Genomic DNA, 14,763 nt, shown 5'->3' on the forward strand with positions numbered 1-14,763 from the left:
CAGTGTGCCGCCCGGAGGGCCGGGCGGCACAATCGATCAAGAAAGGGGCTAGCGGGGACCCAGCGTCCAGCGCGGTCCCTGGGGGCCGTCCTCGATGGTCAGTCCCGACTGGCCGAGCTGGTCGCGGATGGCGTCCGCGGTGGCCCAGTCCTTGCGGGCGCGGGCCGCCTCCCGCTGGTCGAGGACCAGGCGTACGAGGCTGTCGACCACGCCGTGCAGGTCTTCGCCGCGGCTCTCGTCGCCGGCCCAGTGCGGGTCGAGCGGGTCGAGGCCGAGGACGCCGAGCATGGCGCGCACCTCGGCGAGGCGGGCCACCGCGGCTTCCTTGTCGTCGGCCGCGAGCGCGCTGTTGCCCTGCCGGACGGTGGTGTGCACGACGGCGAGGGCCTGCGGGACACCCAGGTCGTCGTCCATGGCCTCGGCGAAGGCGGGCGGCACCTCAGCGGCCGGCTGCACGTCACCCGCCTTCTCCACGACGCGCTGTACGAAGCCCTCGATCCGCGCGAACGCCGACTCCGCCTCGCGCAGGGCGTCCTGGCTGTACTCGATCATCGAGCGGTAGTGCGGGGTGCCGAGGTAGTAGCGCAGCACGATCGGCCGCCACTCCTTGACCATCTCGGACACGAGCACCGAGTTGCCCAGCGACTTGGACATCTTGTCGCCGGCCATGGTGACCCAGGCGTTGTGCACCCAGTACTGCGCGAAGTCGTCGCCGTAGGCCTTGGCCTGGGCGATCTCGTTCTCGTGGTGCGGGAAGATGAGGTCGAGGCCGCCGCCGTGGATGTCGAAGGCGGTGCCCAGGTACTTGTGGGCCATCGCCGAGCACTCCAGGTGCCAGCCGGGGCGGCCAGGGCCCCACGGCGTCGACCAGGTCGGCTCGCCCGGCTTGGCGGACTTCCACATCGCGAAGTCACGCGGGTCGCGCTTGCCGGTCTCGCCGTCGCCGGACGGCTGGAGCAGGTTGTCCAGCTCCTGCCGCGACAGCTCCAGGTAGCCCGGGAAGGAGCGCACGTCGAAGTAGACGTTGCCGTCGGACTCGTAGGCGTGGCCGCGCTCGATGAGGCCCTGCATCATCTCGACCATCTCGGTCACGTGCCCGGTGGCACGCGGCTCGTAGGTGGGCGGGAGGCAGCCGAGGGCGGTGTAGCCGTCGTTGAACGCGCGCTCGTTCTCGTACCCGATCGACCACCAGGCGCGGTTGTACTCGGCCGCCTTGGCGATGATCTTGTCGTCGATGTCCGTGACGTTGCGGATGAACGTGACCTCGTAGCCGCGGTACTCGAACCAGCGGCGCATGATGTCGAAGTTCAGGCCGGAGCGGATGTGGCCGATGTGCGGGGCCGCCTGCACCGTGGCGCCACAGAGGTAGATCGAGACACAGCCCGGCGTGAGCGGGGCGAAGTCACGGATCTGCCGGGCGCTGGTGTCGTACAGGCGAATAGTCACGGGACCTAGCGTAGTGGGCCGAAGGGGGTGCGTGGAGCAGTCCTTTTGTCACCCTTGCCTTACGACCAAGGCCGTCGCCACCGCCATCAGACCCTCGCCGCGACCGGGGAAGCCGAGGCCGTCCGTGGTCGCCCCCGACACCGACACGGGGGCGCCCGCCGCCTCCGACAGGATTTTCTGCGCCTCGTCCCTGCGCTTGCCGATCTTCGGGCGCGGACCCACCACCTGTACGGCGATGTTGCCGATCCGGAAGCCCGCCTCGCGGACGATCCGGGCCGCCTCCGTCAGCAAGGTGACGCCGGACGCGCCCGACCACTCCGGGCGGCCGGTGCCGAAGTGCTGACCCAGGTCACCGAGGCCGGCCGCGGAGAAGAGCGCGTTGCAGGCGGCGTGGGCGACGACGTCCGCGTCGGAGTGGCCGGCCAGGCCGGTGCCCTCGCCCTCCCACTTCAGGCCCGCGCACCACAGCTCGCGGCCCTCCTCGAAGGCGTGGATGTCGGTGCCGATGCCGACCTGGGGCAGGATCACGGGCTGTTCAGAAGCCATCGTTGAGCCTCCTGCGGGCCAGGACCGCCTCCGCGAGGACCAGGTCCAGCGGGCGGGTCACCTTGAAGGCCTCCTCGTGGCCGGGCACGACCATGACGGTGAGCCCGAGTTGCTCGACCATGCTCGCGTCGTCGGTGACGTCCTCGGTGACCGTCTCGTGGGCGCGGATCAGGGTCGCCCGGTCGAAACCCTGCGGGGTCTGCACGGCACGCAGGCGCGCGCGGACCGGGGTCGCCACCACCGGTTCCGGCTCACCTTGGGCACTCGCCGGCTCGACCTCCTTCACGGTGTCCGCGAGGGGCAGCGCCGGGACGACGGCGGGCGCGCCCTCCCGTACGGCCTCGATGACGGCGTCGACGGTGTCGACCGGGACGAGCGGGCGGGCCGCGTCGTGGACCAGGACGATGTCGAAGTCGGCGGGCAGGGCGTCCAGGCCGAGGCCGACCGACTCCTGACGGGAGTCGCCGCCCGGGACGACGACGAAGTCGGTCCGCTCGGGCAGCGCGTGCGCGTCGAGGAGGGACTTGACCTCGCCGGCGCCGTCGGGCGGGGCCACGACGACGACCAGGGAGACGGCACGGGAGGCGGCCATCGCGCGGATCGCGTGGATCAGCATGGGGGTGCCGTTCAGCGCGCGGAGCGCCTTGGGGGCGCCCGGACCGAGGCGTACGCCCCGTCCGGCGGCCGGAATCACCACCGCGGTGCGGGCCTTCGCACGTGCTTCGGCGGGCGAAGGACGCGAAACGTCAGACATCGGTTCCTGTCAGGTTTGTGTGCTCGGCCAACGTGGGTACGGAGACAGCGTGCCGGGCGCGACGCCTTGACCGGACCCTTCCGTGACACCGGTCGAGCTTGCTGCCCGGGCCCGGCACGCCAAGTATCGGGGGATCTTTCTCCGAGAGGAACACGCGCGAGGTCACACGCGCGGCACTCCGGGGCGTGACAGGTCCGGCATCAGAACATTTGATTCCGGAGACAGACATGCCGCAGCGCCCGGCGACAGCTGTTGCGTCATCGGGCACCGCGGCATTTCAGTGCGGCAATTCAGATTCAGAGTGTGCTGAGCTGAGCGGGCAAGGTGCCTGCACAGAGACGCTCAGGACGCGAGAACCTCGTCGAGCAGCGCCTCGGCCTTGTCCTCGTTGGTGTTCTCCGCGAGGGCGAGCTCACTCACCAGGATCTGCCGAGCCTTGGCGAGCATGCGCTTCTCACCTGCGGAGAGTCCGCGCTCGCGCTCACGACGCCACAGGTCACGCACGACTTCCGCGACCTTGATGACATCGCCGGAGGCGAGCTTCTCCAGGTTTGCCTTGTAACGACGGGACCAGTTAGTGGGCTCCTCGGCGTACGGCGCGCGCAGCACCTCGAAGACCCGGTCCAGCCCGTCCTGACCGACCACATCACGCACGCCGACGAACTCCGCATTGTCCGCTGGCACACGTACCGTCAGGTCACCCTGGGCGACCTTCAGCACCAAGTAGGTCTTGTCCACGCCTTTGATCTGGCGAGTTTCGATAGCCTCGATCAGCGCGGCCCCGTGATGGGGATAGACCACGGTGTCGCCAACCTTGAACGTCATGTGACAGGTACCCCTTCCGTGGCTATCCAGGGTAACACGGAAACTGCGGGTTCTGAATGGCGTTTTCGCAGGTCAGGGCATATCTCGGGGCTTGACAACAGCAACAGGAACGTGCTGCGCAGGCCGAGCGGAAGAAGGAATTCGCAGGTCGGAGCGGCTCTCCGGGCGAGGTGAAACGCGTACGTTACACACATCCGGAGGCTCCTCCGAGCGGGCTAACATCCCCAAATGTCCGGTTCCAGGTGTGCGACTTCCGCTACTCCGTTCGGTGTCCGGAGTCACTTCCCTGTCGAATCCGGAATTGATCACGCGCGGTCGGCTGATCAGGTGGTGATCAATTCCGGGGATGATCGCACATTCCTTCACGGAAGTTTTGCTACTGGATGCCGAAGGCTCTTATGTGAATGCCGGACGAGCGCCGGGGTGCGGGGCACAAGTGACTCACGAGTCACTTGTGAACGGAGTGACACGCTCTTGGGGAGGGTCGGGTGCGGCGCCACGGGAACGGCTCGGTAACCTAAGGCCGCTGACAGACACTTAGCGCGGCTTTACGGGCCGCCCCGCTCAAGTCAAGGAGTTGCCGCCCCCGTGAGCAGCAGCCTTCGACGCGGCGCCCTCGCCGCCTCCGCCATCGCGTTCTCGTTCGCCGCGCTCTCCGCGTGTGCGGCCGGCAGCGACGCCCAGACCCTGGAGGTCAAGCCGGACAACGCGGAGACCCGCGTGGGCGACATCAAGCTCCAGAACGTCGTGGTGATCACCCAGCCGTCCACCCAGGCCTCCGGCGAGACCAAGGGCCCGGCCGTGGTCTCCGCCACCGTCTTCAACAACGGTGACAAGCCCCAGACGCTGGACTCCGTGAGCGTCGACGGCGGCGGCAGCGCCCGGATCACGCCCGCCAAGGGCAAGGGCGACGTGCCCGTCCCGGCCCACGGCTCCGTCATCCTCGGCGGCAAGGGCAACGCCTCCGCCGCCGTGAGCGAACTCGGCGCGAGCGTCAAGAACGGCAACGCCCAGAAGGTCACCTTCACCTTCAGCACGACCGGTGCGGTGAGCCTGCGCGCCTTCGTGGTCCCGGCCGACAGCTACTACACCCAGTGGGGCCCGAGCGCCGTCCCGTCGGCGCCGCAGACCTCGCCGAAGCCGGCCGGTTCCGCGACCCCGACCGGTTCGGCCACCCCGAGCGGCTCCGCCACGCCGACCGACGCGGCGTCCGCGAGCGCGACGGCCGGCGAGTCGGCCGCGAGCCACTGAGCGGCCGTACGACACGTCGTACGACGCCGAAGGGCGGGACCTCCTCGGAGGTCCCGCCCTTCGGCGTACGGCAGCTGTTCTTTACGGCTCTTTACGGCTCAAACTTGTAGCCGAGGCCCCGCACCGTCACCAGGTACCTGGGCGCGCCCGGGTCGGGCTCGATCTTGGCGCGCAGGCGCTTGACGTGGACGTCGAGGGTCTTGGTGTCACCGACGTAGTCGGCGCCCCAGACGCGGTCGATGAGCTGCATGCGGGTCAGGACGCGCCCTGCGTTGCGCAGCAGCATCTCCAGCAGGTCGAACTCCTTGAGGGGCAGGTCGACCTTGGAGCCGGAGACCGTGACCACGTGGCGGTCCACGTCCATGCGGACCGGACCGGCCTCCAGGGCGGCCGGGGTGACCTCCTCGGGCTCGCCGCGCCGGCGCAGGACGGCGCGGATACGGGCGACCAGCTCGCGCGAGGAGAACGGCTTGGTGACATAGTCATCGGCTCCTATTTCCAGGCCGACGACCTTGTCGATCTCGCTGTCCTTGGCAGTCACCATGATGACGGGGACGTTGGAGCGGCCGCGCAGCTGGCGGCAGACCTCCGTGCCGGGCAGGCCCGGCAGCATCAGGTCGAGGAGGACGAGGTCGGCGCCGTTGCGCTCGAACTCGTCGAGTCCGTCGGGGCCGGTGGCCGCGATGGCGACCTCGAAGCCCTCCTTGCGGAGCATGTACGAAAGGGCGTCGGAGAAGGACTCCTCGTCCTCGACGACGAGCACTCGGGTCACGGAAGGACCTCCGGGGCGGGAAGCGGGTCGTAAGAAGCCGACTCGGGGGTGGAATGCCCGTCCTCGTCGTCGAGGTCGGGGTGCTGGAGCGCGCGGTCGCGGGCCGCGCCCGCCTCCGGCAGTCTGAGGGTGAACGTGGAGCCCTGGCCTTCCGAGCTCCATACCGTGACCTCCCCGCCGTGCGAGGCGGCCACGTGCTTGACGATCGCGAGACCGAGACCGGTGCCGCCGGTCTGGCGGGAGCGGGCCGGGTCGACGCGGTAGAAGCGCTCGAAGATGCGCTCCTTGTCCTTGTCGGAGATGCCGATGCCCTGGTCGGTGACGGCGACCTCGACGAGGTCGCCGCCCGGAACGGACACCCGGCGGGCGGCTATGCCGACGCGAGTGCGGGCGGGTGAGTAGTTGACGGCGTTCTCGACGAGGTTGCCGAGGGCGGCGGCGAGCTGGCCGCGGTTGCCCCAGACGCGCAGGTCGGCCGCGCCGGCGGCGGCCATGGTGATCTGTTTGGTGCCGGCCTGGTGCCGGCAGCGGTCGATGGCCTCGGCGACCAGCTCGTCCACGCGGACGGGCTCGGCGTCCTCCAGCGGGTCGTCGTTCTGGACCCGGGAGAGGTCGATGAGTTCCTGGACGAGGCTGGTGAGGCGGGTGGCCTCGATCTGCATACGGCCGGCGAAGCGCTCCACGGCCTCCGGGTCCTCGGAGGCGTCCATGACCGCCTCGGACAGGAGGGAGAGAGCGCCGACCGGGGTCTTGAGCTCATGGCTGACGTTCGCGACGAAGTCGCGTCGTACCGCTTCGATCCGCCGGGCCTCGGTGAGGTCTTCCACCAGGAGCAGGACCAGCCGGGAGCCGAGGGGCGCCACGCGCGCGGAGACCGCGAGGGCCTCCCCACGTCCGGTGCCCCGCCTCGGCAGGTCCAGCTCGACCTGGCGTATCTCCCCGTCCCTCCTGGTGTCCCGCGCCATCTGGAGCATCGGCTCCACGGAGAGCTTGCCGCCGCGGACCAGCCCGAGGGCGTACGCGGCGGAGCTCGCCTTGACGACGGCGTCGGCCTCGTCGAGGACGACGGCCGAGGAGCGGAGCACGGAGAGGACGGTGTCCACGCCCGGCGGGAGCACCGGGTCCGTGTGCAGGGAGGTGCGGGTGGGGCGTTTCTGCTCCCGCTCGCTCCAGCGGAACGCCAGCATGGCGATGACACCGGTGAGCACACCGGCGATCGCTGCCGCTGCGGCGACCGCCGCGTTCACGTCCATGCCTCCAGGTTAGGCATGGGATCGGTCCTGGCCACAGCCGTCCGAGTGCGAGCTCGAACACTCGTCGCCCAGAGTTCACCTTGGAGCCAGTGTTGGTTCATTTGGGAGGGCGGAAACGGACGCGTAGGGGGCTGAACGTGGGAGCGTGGGGTACGCAGCACCGGTTTCACGGCCGGTTTTGGCCCCTGGAACCCACAGGAATGACGTACGAGAGGGAACCGACAATGCGGGACGCGTACCACGAGGAACTTGATTCGATCGGCGACGGTCTGGTGGAGATGGCCCGGCTGGTCGGCTCGGCGATCGGACGCGCCACCACGGCCATCCTCGACTCCGACCTGAAGCTGGCCGAGAGCGTGATCGAGGCCGACCAGAAGGTCGACGACCTCCAGCACGACCTGGAGGCCAGGGCGATAGCGCTGCTCGCGCGGCAGCAGCCGGTGGCGACGGACCTCCGTATCGTCGTCACCTCCCTGCGCATGTCGGCCGACCTGGAGCGCTCCGGCGACCTCGCCCAGCACGTGGCGAAGCTGGCCCGGCTGCGCTTCCCCGAGAAGGCCATCCCGCACGACCTGCACGCGACCATCCTGGAGATGGGCCAGCTCGCGCAGCGCCTGATGGCCAAGGCCGCGGAGGTCATCATCACCAAGGACGTCGACCTGGCGCTCCAGCTGGAGCAGGACGACGACGCGATGGACCTGCTGCACCGCACGCTCTTCCAGCACCTGCTGGACGACAAGTGGAAGCACGGCATCGAGACGGCGGTGGATGTCACCCTCCTCGGCCGCTACTACGAGCGGTTCGCCGACCACGCGGTGTCGGTGGCCAAGCGGGTGGTCTACCTGGTGACGGGTGAGCACGCGGACGAGCTCCAGTCGGAGATCCAGCCGGTGACGGGGGTCGAGGGGGCCTGAACCGGCGCCCGGGGTCGATCCGGGGTGTGCGCGAGCCTCCGTGCGCCGTTGATGCGCCCACGGAGGCGGGCATGCAATGGGCACAGGGCCTGATCCGACAGTCGGTCCGGCAGTCGGCACGTTCTGGCTCTCGCCTCGAGGAGGGACCCATGGCCGAATCCCCCAGCACCCCCCAGCCCGACCCCACGCAGGAACGCCCGACCGAGCAGCCCGCCGCGATCAGGACCCTGACGGTCATCGGCGCGTGCGGCTGCGGTTCGGGATGCGGGTGCGGGTGCCAGTCGGGCAGTCCGTGCCAGTGCGGCTGATTCTCGTACGACGGCGAGGGGCCCCGGGTGATCCCGGGGCCCCTCGTCGTCTCGGGGCGGGCGGGGAGGGGGAGCATGAGAGGCGCAGGCGCGGGGGGACCGTACGGCTCGGGGATGGCAGGGAGGTGGAGGCCATGGCACGGTTCATGGACGTACACCGTGGGATGCAGGGCATCACGGCGGAGCAGTTGATGGAGGCCCACCAGGCCGACCTCGCGATAAAGAACGAAGAGGGCGTGCACTTCGAGCGCGCCTGGGCGGACCCCGAGTCCGGCCTCGTGTACTGCCTCTCGGAGGCACCGTCGCCGGAAGCGGTCCAGCGCGTCCACGAACGGACGGGTCACAAGGCGGACGAGATCCACCCGGTGCCGCTGTCGGTCTGACGCGACCGCACGAAATTCGGTTGGAGCGGCGACTGGACCGCCATAGGGTCCGCACATGGACAGGCAGAAGTGGCACGACCGTCACGACGCCCCGAGTCACCGGCGGCCCCAGGGCCCACGTCCAGCAGGTCGCGGCCCTGGCAGGGACGTCCCCCGGCCGCCTGGTGGCACGGACTCCGCACGACGGTCTGCGGAGCAGAAGTGACGGCAGACCGCGCCGCGGTGGACATCGCCGACGCCCAGATCCTGAACAATCGGATCATCCTCGGCCTCAGCGCACTCCGCGAACACCTCGGCTGCTCGCTCCAGGAGGCACTGGACGTCTTCAGCGCACGCTATGAGGCACTGAGGAGAGACCGCCCGGACGACTTCGTGTGCGGCCCCGACGAGTACTGGGCCGGCTTCTTCTCATGACGCCACGGGCTCCCGGGCTCGGACTTTTTTTGATCGCGTCGGCGGCTCGGTCCATGGATGATCGGTCGCATGACGAAGAGGACGGTCCCGGGAGTCGACGACGCCCGCGCGTGGAACGAGCGCCTGGACTGGGCGTATCACCTGATCGCAGCGGATCCCGCCGAACGTGCCGTCGCCCTCGACCGACTGGACCGTGCCCGCGCGAAGACCGAGGCGGCGATAGCCCACTACAACGAGGTCTGGAGAACGGCCAGCCGGTTCGGCCCGCACCCCAGGAAACGAAAGGCAGCGAGACAGGCTTTCGACGAGGCCGCGAGCCGCTCCCTGCCGGAGGCCCTGTGGACCAGACACGACGCCGACCTCCGCAGGTGGCCGGGCCTGCCGTACGCGGTGCTCTACCTGGAGTGGGAGGCCCGCTATCCACAGCAGTGGACACGGCACGCGAAGATGTGGGGCGTAAAAGAGTCCCTGATACGGCAGTTGGCGACCGTCGACCACGACACCGGGACGCGGGCGAAGCTGGTCGACCTCGTCGATCTGGTCGTACGGCGGTCATACCGCTGCAAGGACCGCGAGTACGTACGGGTGGCCCGTGCCGTGGACGGCCCCGACCTGCGCGGCAGACTCACCGCGGCCCGTGACTCCCCGGCCCCCTGGGCTCGGCTCCACGCGGCCTACGTGCTGCGGCTCCTGGACCACCCCGAGATCCCGAACACCCGGCACGTCTGGAAGACGTGGCTGAACGAAAACGCCCCCGCTCCGCCTCCTCGGCAGGGGTCGGGGGCGTGATCGGCCACCGATCAGGAGAGGGAACATGACGAAGTTGCTGCCCACCCCCTCGTTGCACACAGCTCGCCTTCGACTGCGTGCCTTCGAGGACGCGGACGCGAACGCCCTCTTCGCGCTGCACAGCAACGCCCACGTGCTGCGTTACTGGGACGCGCCACCATGGAGCAAACGCGTGCGCGCCGAGCAGTTCATCACGGCTTGCGGGCAGATGGCTCGGGAGGGCACCGGGGCGCGGCTGGCCGTCGATCGTGTCTCCGACGGAGCGTTCATCGGCTGGTGCAGCCTGAAAAGGTGGAATCCGGACTACCGCAGCGCGTCGCTGGGCTACTGCTTCGACGATGCGGTGTGGGGCCACGGCTACGCGACCGAGGCCGCGCGCGCCGTGCTGCGGTGGGCCTTCGACACGCTGGACCTGAATCGCGTCCAAGCTGAGACCGATACCCGCAACGTGGCATCTGCCCGCGTGCTGGAGAAGCTCGGCTTCGTGCGTGAAGGGACGTTGCGGGAAGACTGCGTCGTCAACGGCGAGGTCTCCGACTCGTGGGTCTACGGGCTGATCAGGAGGGAGTGGCTGCCGTCGTCCGAGCCGGTTCCCGCCCGCTGACAAAGACAGCGGCTGGTCCTCGCGGCCCCCGGAAGCGGCCCGATGCGGGCTGCCCGGAGGGCCCGTGGCTGCTATCGCCCGGAGTTCCCGTCAGGGGCCACGAAGCTTCCCGGCCGCTCAGCCATCGCCCTGCGCTGCCCGGTATGCCTCGTACTGCGCCCAGGCGCGTTCGAGCGTCTCGATAGCCGCATCAATGGCACCGCACTCTTCAAGGTAGTCAAGCTGGCCCTGCCTTCCCTTGTGGGAGGGCCAGTCCGGATCAGTGGAGACATCCCGAGCGAGATCCCCGATGGCGTTGCGCTGATCGGCATGGGTCTGCAACCACGCGGTAAAGCTCGTCGGCTTGGGCATGTCCGCATCCTTCCGTCGTCGTAGCGGGGCTAACCCACAATGGGAACGTGAGGTCCCAGCACATGAAAATGCCTCCCATCCGCACCGTATGCGCAGATGGGAGGCATGATCATCAGACCTACTTCTTCTTGCCCTGGTTCTTGACCGCCTCGATGGCCGCCGCGGCCGCCTCGGGGTCCAGGTACTTGCCGCCCGGGGTCACCGGCTTGAAGGACGCGTCGAGTTCGTAGTACAGGGGGATGCCCGTCGGGATGTTCAGGCCCGCGATGTCGGTGTCGGAGACGCCGTCCAGGTGCTTGACCAGGGCGCGGAGGCTGTTGCCGTGGGCCGCGACCAGGACCGTGCGGCCGGCGAGGAGGTCCGGGACGATGCCGTCGTACCAGTACGGGAGCATGCGGACGACGACGTCCTTCAGGCACTCCGTGCGGGGGCGGAGCTCCGGGGGGATCGTGGCGTAGCGCGGGTCGTCCGACTGGGAGAACTCCGTGCCGTCCTCGAGCGGGGGCGGCGGGGTGTCGTAGGAGCGGCGCCACAGCATGAACTGCTCCTCGCCGAACTCCGCGAGGGTCTGGGCCTTGTCCTTGCCCTGGAGGGCGCCGTAGTGGCGCTCGTTCAGGCGCCAGCTGCGGTGGACCGGGATCCAGTGGCGGTCCGCGGACTCCAGCGCGAGCTGGGCGGTGCGGATCGCGCGCTTCTGGAGGGACGTGTGGACCACGTCGGGGAGGAGGTCGGCGTCCTTCAGGAGTTCGCCGCCGCGGACTGCCTCCTTCTCGCCCTTCTCGTTGAGGTTGACGTCCACCCAGCCGGTGAACAGGTTCTTCGCGTTCCATTCGCTCTCGCCGTGGCGGAGGAGGATCAGCTTGTACGGTGCGTCGGCCATGCGTATGAGCGTAATCCACGCCTTCGGTCCGGGTGGTGCCCGCTCGACAGACGGACGGTTGACGGGATCTGTTAATTGAGTGGCCCCCGGCCACCTCGGGTTCGTAAGTTGTGCTCGCCGTCCGAGCCACTTACACAAACGGGGGACCTGCCATGCCACTCGCCACCCTGAGACGCGCCACCCGCGAAACCGTCTCCGGGCTCCCCCGCGAGTTCTGGTGGCTGTGGACCAGCACCCTCGTCAACCGCCTGGGTGCCTTCGTGGCCACCTTCATGGCCCTCTATCTCACCCTCGACCGCGGCTACTCCGCCTCCTACGCCGGTCTCGTCGCCTCGCTGCACGGGCTGGGCGGAGTGGTCTCGTCGATCGGGGCGGGGGTGATGACCGACCGGCTCGGGCGGCGGCCCACCCTCCTCGTCGCGCAGTCCGCCACCGCCGCCTCCGTGGCGCTGCTCGGGTTCATGCACCACCCCGTCGCCATCGCCGCCGTCGCCTTCCTGGTCGGCATGGCCTCCAACGCCTCCCGGCCGGCCGTGCAGGCGATGATGGCCGACATCGTGCGGCCCGAGGACCGGATCCGGGCCTTCTCACTCAACTACTGGGCCATCAACCTCGGTTTCGCCGTCTCCTCCATGGGCGCCGGGTTCATCGCCGAGTACAGCTATCTCGCGGGCTTCCTGATCGAGGCCGGGATGACCGCCGTCTGCGCGGTCGTCGTCTTCCTCAAGCTGCCCGAGTCCCGGCCCGGGACGGAGAAGGCCACCGCCACGACCGACGACGTCCGCCTCGGCACCGTCCTGCGCGACGGGCGGTTCATGAGCGTCGTGGGGCTGTCCTTCCTGGTCGCCGTCATCTTCCAGCAGGGGTCGATCGGGCTGCCCGTCGCGATGGGCGAGGCGGGGTTCACGCCCGCCGACTACGGACTGGCCATCGCCCTCAACGGCGTCCTGATCGTCGCGCTGCAGATCCCGGTGACCCGTTTCATCCAGGACCGGGATCCCCAACGGCTCCTCGTCGTCTCGTCCCTGCTCGCGGGATACGGCTTCGGACTCACCGCCTTCGCCGGGTCCGTCGGCCTCTTCGCCCTCACCGTGTGCGTGTGGACCCTGGGCGAGATGATCAACGCGCCCACCCAGACCGGGCTCGTCGTCCGCCTCTCCCCCGCCCACGGCCGCGGCCGCTACCAGGGCATGTACACGCTGTCCTGGTCGGTCGCCGCCCTCGTGGCGCCCCTGATGTCCGGTTTCGTCATCGACCGGTTCGGGGCGGAATGGCTGTGGGGGCTGTGTGCGGTCGTCGGAACGGTGGCGGCGGTGGGGTACGCGGCACTGATGCGGCACCTGTCCGCGGCGACGGCCGCCGAGACCGCCGTAACCGAGAAGTCCGAGGAGTCGGAGAAGTTCGAGAAGTCCGCCGCCACCGAGGTCAGCCCCGCCTGACCCGTCGAGTCGACCGCCCGTCCCGTCAGGGATGCATCCGCGCGCCCTTGAGCACCTTGTCCACCGCGTTGCGCGGCCCGTGGACCGCGAGTCCCACCAGGTCCAGGTCCCCCGTCGACACCGCCCGTACCGCCGCGCGGTTGTCCCGGTCGTTGCCCGTCGCGAAGAGGTCGCTCGTGAAGAGCGCGCGCGGCAGCGAACGGGACAGCACGCGCGCGTGGGCCGCCGTCAGCGTCTCCTTCGTGCCCTCGAAGACCAGCACGGGCTGCCGGAACATCGGCAGGTAGGGCACACCGTCGGCGTCCTCGTACGGTTCGCCGAGCACCTCGGGGGCCTGGGTGCTCAGACCGCTGACGAGGAACGCGGTGACGTTCAGGCGCTGCCAGGTCTCCAGGTCCTCACGCAGCAGGACGGCGATCTTGGTGTCGAAGCGGATGGGTTCAGTACTCATGGAATGAGACTGCCGGGCGTCGTACGACCTCGTCTTGTACGTTCTTTGCATGGCCACCCGGGAGAACGTCACCGCGTGGCGTCCCACCGTCCCGGGCGTCACCGAGGTCTTCCACGCCCACTTCACGGAGTACGCGTATCCGATGCACGTCCACGAGGCGTGGACGCTGCTCATCGTGGACGACGGGGCCGTACGGTACGACCTCGACCGGCATGAGCACGGCACGCCGGACGACACCGTGTCGCTGCTGCCGCCGCACGTCCCGCACAACGGCTCGCCCGCCACACCCGGCGGCTTCCGCAAGCGGGTTCTCTACCTCGACCACACCCACCTCGGCCACGAGCTCATCGGGCCCGCCGTCGACGGTCCCGATCTGCGTGATCCCGTACTGCGGCAGCGGGTGGGGCAGTTGCACACGGCGCTGACCAGGCCCGGCGAGGAGTTCGAGGCGGAGAGCAGGCTGACGCTCATCGGCGACCGGCTCAGGACCCTCCTGCGGCCGCCGCTGTACGACGGGCCCGCGCGCCGCGACCCCGTCCTCGCCCGCCGGCTGCGCGAGCTCCTCGACGCGCGGGTCGTGGAGGGGCTGTCGCTGGAGGAGGCGGCAGGGGTCGTACAGGCTCATCCGGCGCATCTCGTCCGGGCGTTCAGTGCCGCCTACGGCATCGCGCCGCACCAGTACCTCACCTCCCGCCGTGTCGACCGGGCCCGGCGTCTGCTGCTCGCCGGGCGCGGTCCCGCCGAGGTCGCCGCGCTCACCGGTTTCCACGACCAGGCCCATCTCACCCGGCACTTCAAGCGGCTGGTGGGAGTGACGCCGGGGCGCTATCGCACCGGCGTCGGGAGATCGACGGAAGGCATCCGTCCGGTGATCGGCGCGGGTTAGCGTCCCCGGCATGGATGACAGACAGAACTCCTTACCGTTCAGACGTCTCTCCGTGGCCGTCGCGGGTGCGGCCGCCCTGGTCGCCCTCAGCGTGGGTGGCGCCATCGCCGCGAGCTCGGACGACGAGCCCGGCGCCGAGCCGAGCGTGTCGGCCAGCGTCCCGCCGGACGAAGGCACGGTCGGCGGCAGCGGTGGCGGCGACGGCGGCACCACCGGGGGCATCGACCCCAGCCTGAGCCCCACCTCCCCGGACGAACCCACCGAGGAGCCCACCGCGCAACCCTCCGCACCGAGCGAGCTGGAGGAGCTCAACCGGCGTATCGCCGAGCTCGACAGGAAGGTCGACGAGCTGCCGACCAAGAAGGAACTGGCCGACGCGCTACGGGCCATGGCGGATCAGCTGGACAAGCCTGGCACGCCCGGGGATCCCGGCGAGAGCCACGAGCCGACCGACGACCCGCAGCCGACCGACTCCCTGCCGCCCAGCGGGTCGTAGG

At 69.6% G+C, this 14,763-nt stretch carries 18 protein-coding genes; 9 read left to right on the forward strand and 9 right to left on the reverse strand.

Features of this window, described 5'->3' with window-relative positions; genetic code table 11:
- Positions 1 to 48: 48 nt before the first annotated feature.
- The 4 genes from cysS to ABZT06_RS23980 all read right to left on the reverse strand — a co-directional run bounded on the left by cysS (position 49) and on the right by ABZT06_RS23980 (position 3,571).
- On the reverse strand, positions 49 to 1,446 hold the full coding sequence (gene cysS, locus ABZT06_RS23965) for a cysteine--tRNA ligase (protein ID WP_355744311.1): 1,398 nt from the start codon (positions 1,444 to 1,446) through the stop codon (positions 49 to 51).
- Positions 1,447 to 1,494: 48 nt separating this feature from the next.
- Positions 1,495 to 1,992, reverse strand: coding sequence for a 2-C-methyl-D-erythritol 2,4-cyclodiphosphate synthase (gene ispF / locus ABZT06_RS23970; RefSeq protein ID WP_355744314.1), 498 nt, complete (start codon positions 1,990 to 1,992; stop codon positions 1,495 to 1,497).
- A complete protein-coding gene (gene ispD / locus ABZT06_RS23975; protein ID WP_355744316.1) occupies positions 1,982 to 2,746 on the reverse strand; it encodes a 2-C-methyl-D-erythritol 4-phosphate cytidylyltransferase in 765 nt (254 codons plus the stop codon). The genes ispF and ispD overlap by 11 nt, the downstream gene beginning before the upstream one ends.
- Before the next feature lie 342 nt (positions 2,747 to 3,088).
- On the reverse strand, positions 3,089 to 3,571 hold the full coding sequence (locus tag ABZT06_RS23980) for a CarD family transcriptional regulator (RefSeq protein ID WP_003953493.1): 483 nt from the start codon (positions 3,569 to 3,571) through the stop codon (positions 3,089 to 3,091).
- Between the two features lie 588 nt (positions 3,572 to 4,159).
- On the opposite strand from ABZT06_RS23980, the gene ABZT06_RS23985 reads away from it, so the two are divergent.
- Positions 4,160 to 4,822, forward strand: a complete 663-nt coding sequence (locus tag ABZT06_RS23985) for a DUF461 domain-containing protein (protein WP_355744319.1) — start codon at positions 4,160 to 4,162, stop codon at positions 4,820 to 4,822.
- A gap of 91 nt (positions 4,823 to 4,913) precedes the next feature.
- Here ABZT06_RS23985 and ABZT06_RS23990 read toward each other — a convergent pair whose 3' ends face one another.
- Positions 4,914 to 5,594 (reverse strand): response regulator transcription factor, encoded by a 681-nt coding sequence (locus ABZT06_RS23990; RefSeq protein WP_007382946.1) that lies wholly within the window; start codon positions 5,592 to 5,594, stop codon positions 4,914 to 4,916.
- The gene (locus tag ABZT06_RS23995; protein ID WP_355744322.1) at positions 5,591 to 6,847 is read right to left on the reverse strand and encodes an ATP-binding protein; all 1,257 of its coding nucleotides are present in this window, start codon (positions 6,845 to 6,847) and stop codon (positions 5,591 to 5,593) included. The genes ABZT06_RS23990 and ABZT06_RS23995 overlap by 4 nt, the downstream gene beginning before the upstream one ends.
- A 224-nt stretch (positions 6,848 to 7,071) precedes the next feature.
- Between ABZT06_RS23995 and phoU the strand changes: the two genes are divergently transcribed.
- The 5 genes from phoU (at position 7,072) to ABZT06_RS24020 (ending at position 10,259) form a co-directional block, all read left to right on the forward strand.
- Positions 7,072 to 7,761, forward strand: coding sequence for a phosphate signaling complex protein PhoU (gene phoU / locus ABZT06_RS24000; protein WP_355744325.1), 690 nt, complete (start codon positions 7,072 to 7,074; stop codon positions 7,759 to 7,761).
- Positions 7,762 to 8,203: 442 nt separating this feature from the next.
- Positions 8,204 to 8,452: an SCO4226 family nickel-binding protein gene (locus tag ABZT06_RS24005; RefSeq protein ID WP_355744328.1), complete on the forward strand. Its 249-nt coding sequence runs from the start codon at positions 8,204 to 8,206 to the stop codon at positions 8,450 to 8,452.
- Positions 8,453 to 8,653: 201 nt separating this feature from the next.
- Complete coding sequence (locus ABZT06_RS24010; protein ID WP_355744331.1) at positions 8,654 to 8,866, forward strand: hypothetical protein; 213 nt, start codon at positions 8,654 to 8,656, stop codon at positions 8,864 to 8,866.
- 69 nt (positions 8,867 to 8,935) lie between these two features.
- Entirely contained in the window at positions 8,936 to 9,655 is a 720-nt protein-coding gene (locus ABZT06_RS24015; protein WP_355744334.1) for a hypothetical protein, read from the forward strand.
- Positions 9,656 to 9,680: 25 nt separating this feature from the next.
- Complete coding sequence (locus ABZT06_RS24020; protein WP_355744336.1) at positions 9,681 to 10,259, forward strand: GNAT family protein; 579 nt, start codon at positions 9,681 to 9,683, stop codon at positions 10,257 to 10,259.
- A gap of 117 nt (positions 10,260 to 10,376) precedes the next feature.
- Here the strand turns inward: ABZT06_RS24020 and ABZT06_RS24025 are convergent, their stop codons facing one another.
- Both ABZT06_RS24025 and ABZT06_RS24030 read right to left on the reverse strand, forming a co-directional pair.
- Complete coding sequence (locus ABZT06_RS24025; protein WP_355744339.1) at positions 10,377 to 10,610, reverse strand: YozE family protein; 234 nt, start codon at positions 10,608 to 10,610, stop codon at positions 10,377 to 10,379.
- A gap of 118 nt (positions 10,611 to 10,728) precedes the next feature.
- Entirely contained in the window at positions 10,729 to 11,490 is a 762-nt protein-coding gene (locus ABZT06_RS24030; RefSeq protein ID WP_355744342.1) for a phosphoglyceromutase, read from the reverse strand.
- Positions 11,491 to 11,642: 152 nt separating this feature from the next.
- On the opposite strand from ABZT06_RS24030, the gene ABZT06_RS24035 reads away from it, so the two are divergent.
- Positions 11,643 to 12,929 (forward strand): MFS transporter, encoded by a 1,287-nt coding sequence (locus ABZT06_RS24035; RefSeq protein WP_355744345.1) that lies wholly within the window; start codon positions 11,643 to 11,645, stop codon positions 12,927 to 12,929.
- Between the two features lie 25 nt (positions 12,930 to 12,954).
- Here ABZT06_RS24035 and ABZT06_RS24040 read toward each other — a convergent pair whose 3' ends face one another.
- Entirely contained in the window at positions 12,955 to 13,380 is a 426-nt protein-coding gene (locus ABZT06_RS24040; protein WP_355744347.1) for a DUF2000 domain-containing protein, read from the reverse strand.
- 49 nt (positions 13,381 to 13,429) lie between these two features.
- Here ABZT06_RS24040 and ABZT06_RS24045 point away from each other — a divergent pair, with 49 nt between their 5' ends.
- Both ABZT06_RS24045 and ABZT06_RS24050 read left to right on the forward strand, forming a co-directional pair.
- On the forward strand, positions 13,430 to 14,266 hold the full coding sequence (locus ABZT06_RS24045; protein WP_355744350.1) for an AraC family transcriptional regulator: 837 nt from the start codon (positions 13,430 to 13,432) through the stop codon (positions 14,264 to 14,266).
- A 10-nt stretch (positions 14,267 to 14,276) separates the two neighbouring features.
- Entirely contained in the window at positions 14,277 to 14,762 is a 486-nt protein-coding gene (locus tag ABZT06_RS24050) for a hypothetical protein (RefSeq protein ID WP_355744353.1), read from the forward strand.
- Position 14,763: the final 1 nt, after the last annotated feature.

Origin of the sequence: Streptomyces sp. NPDC005483, assembly GCF_040606035.1 — a bacterium.
In the GTDB taxonomy this organism is placed as follows: domain Bacteria; phylum Actinomycetota; class Actinomycetes; order Streptomycetales; family Streptomycetaceae; genus Streptomyces.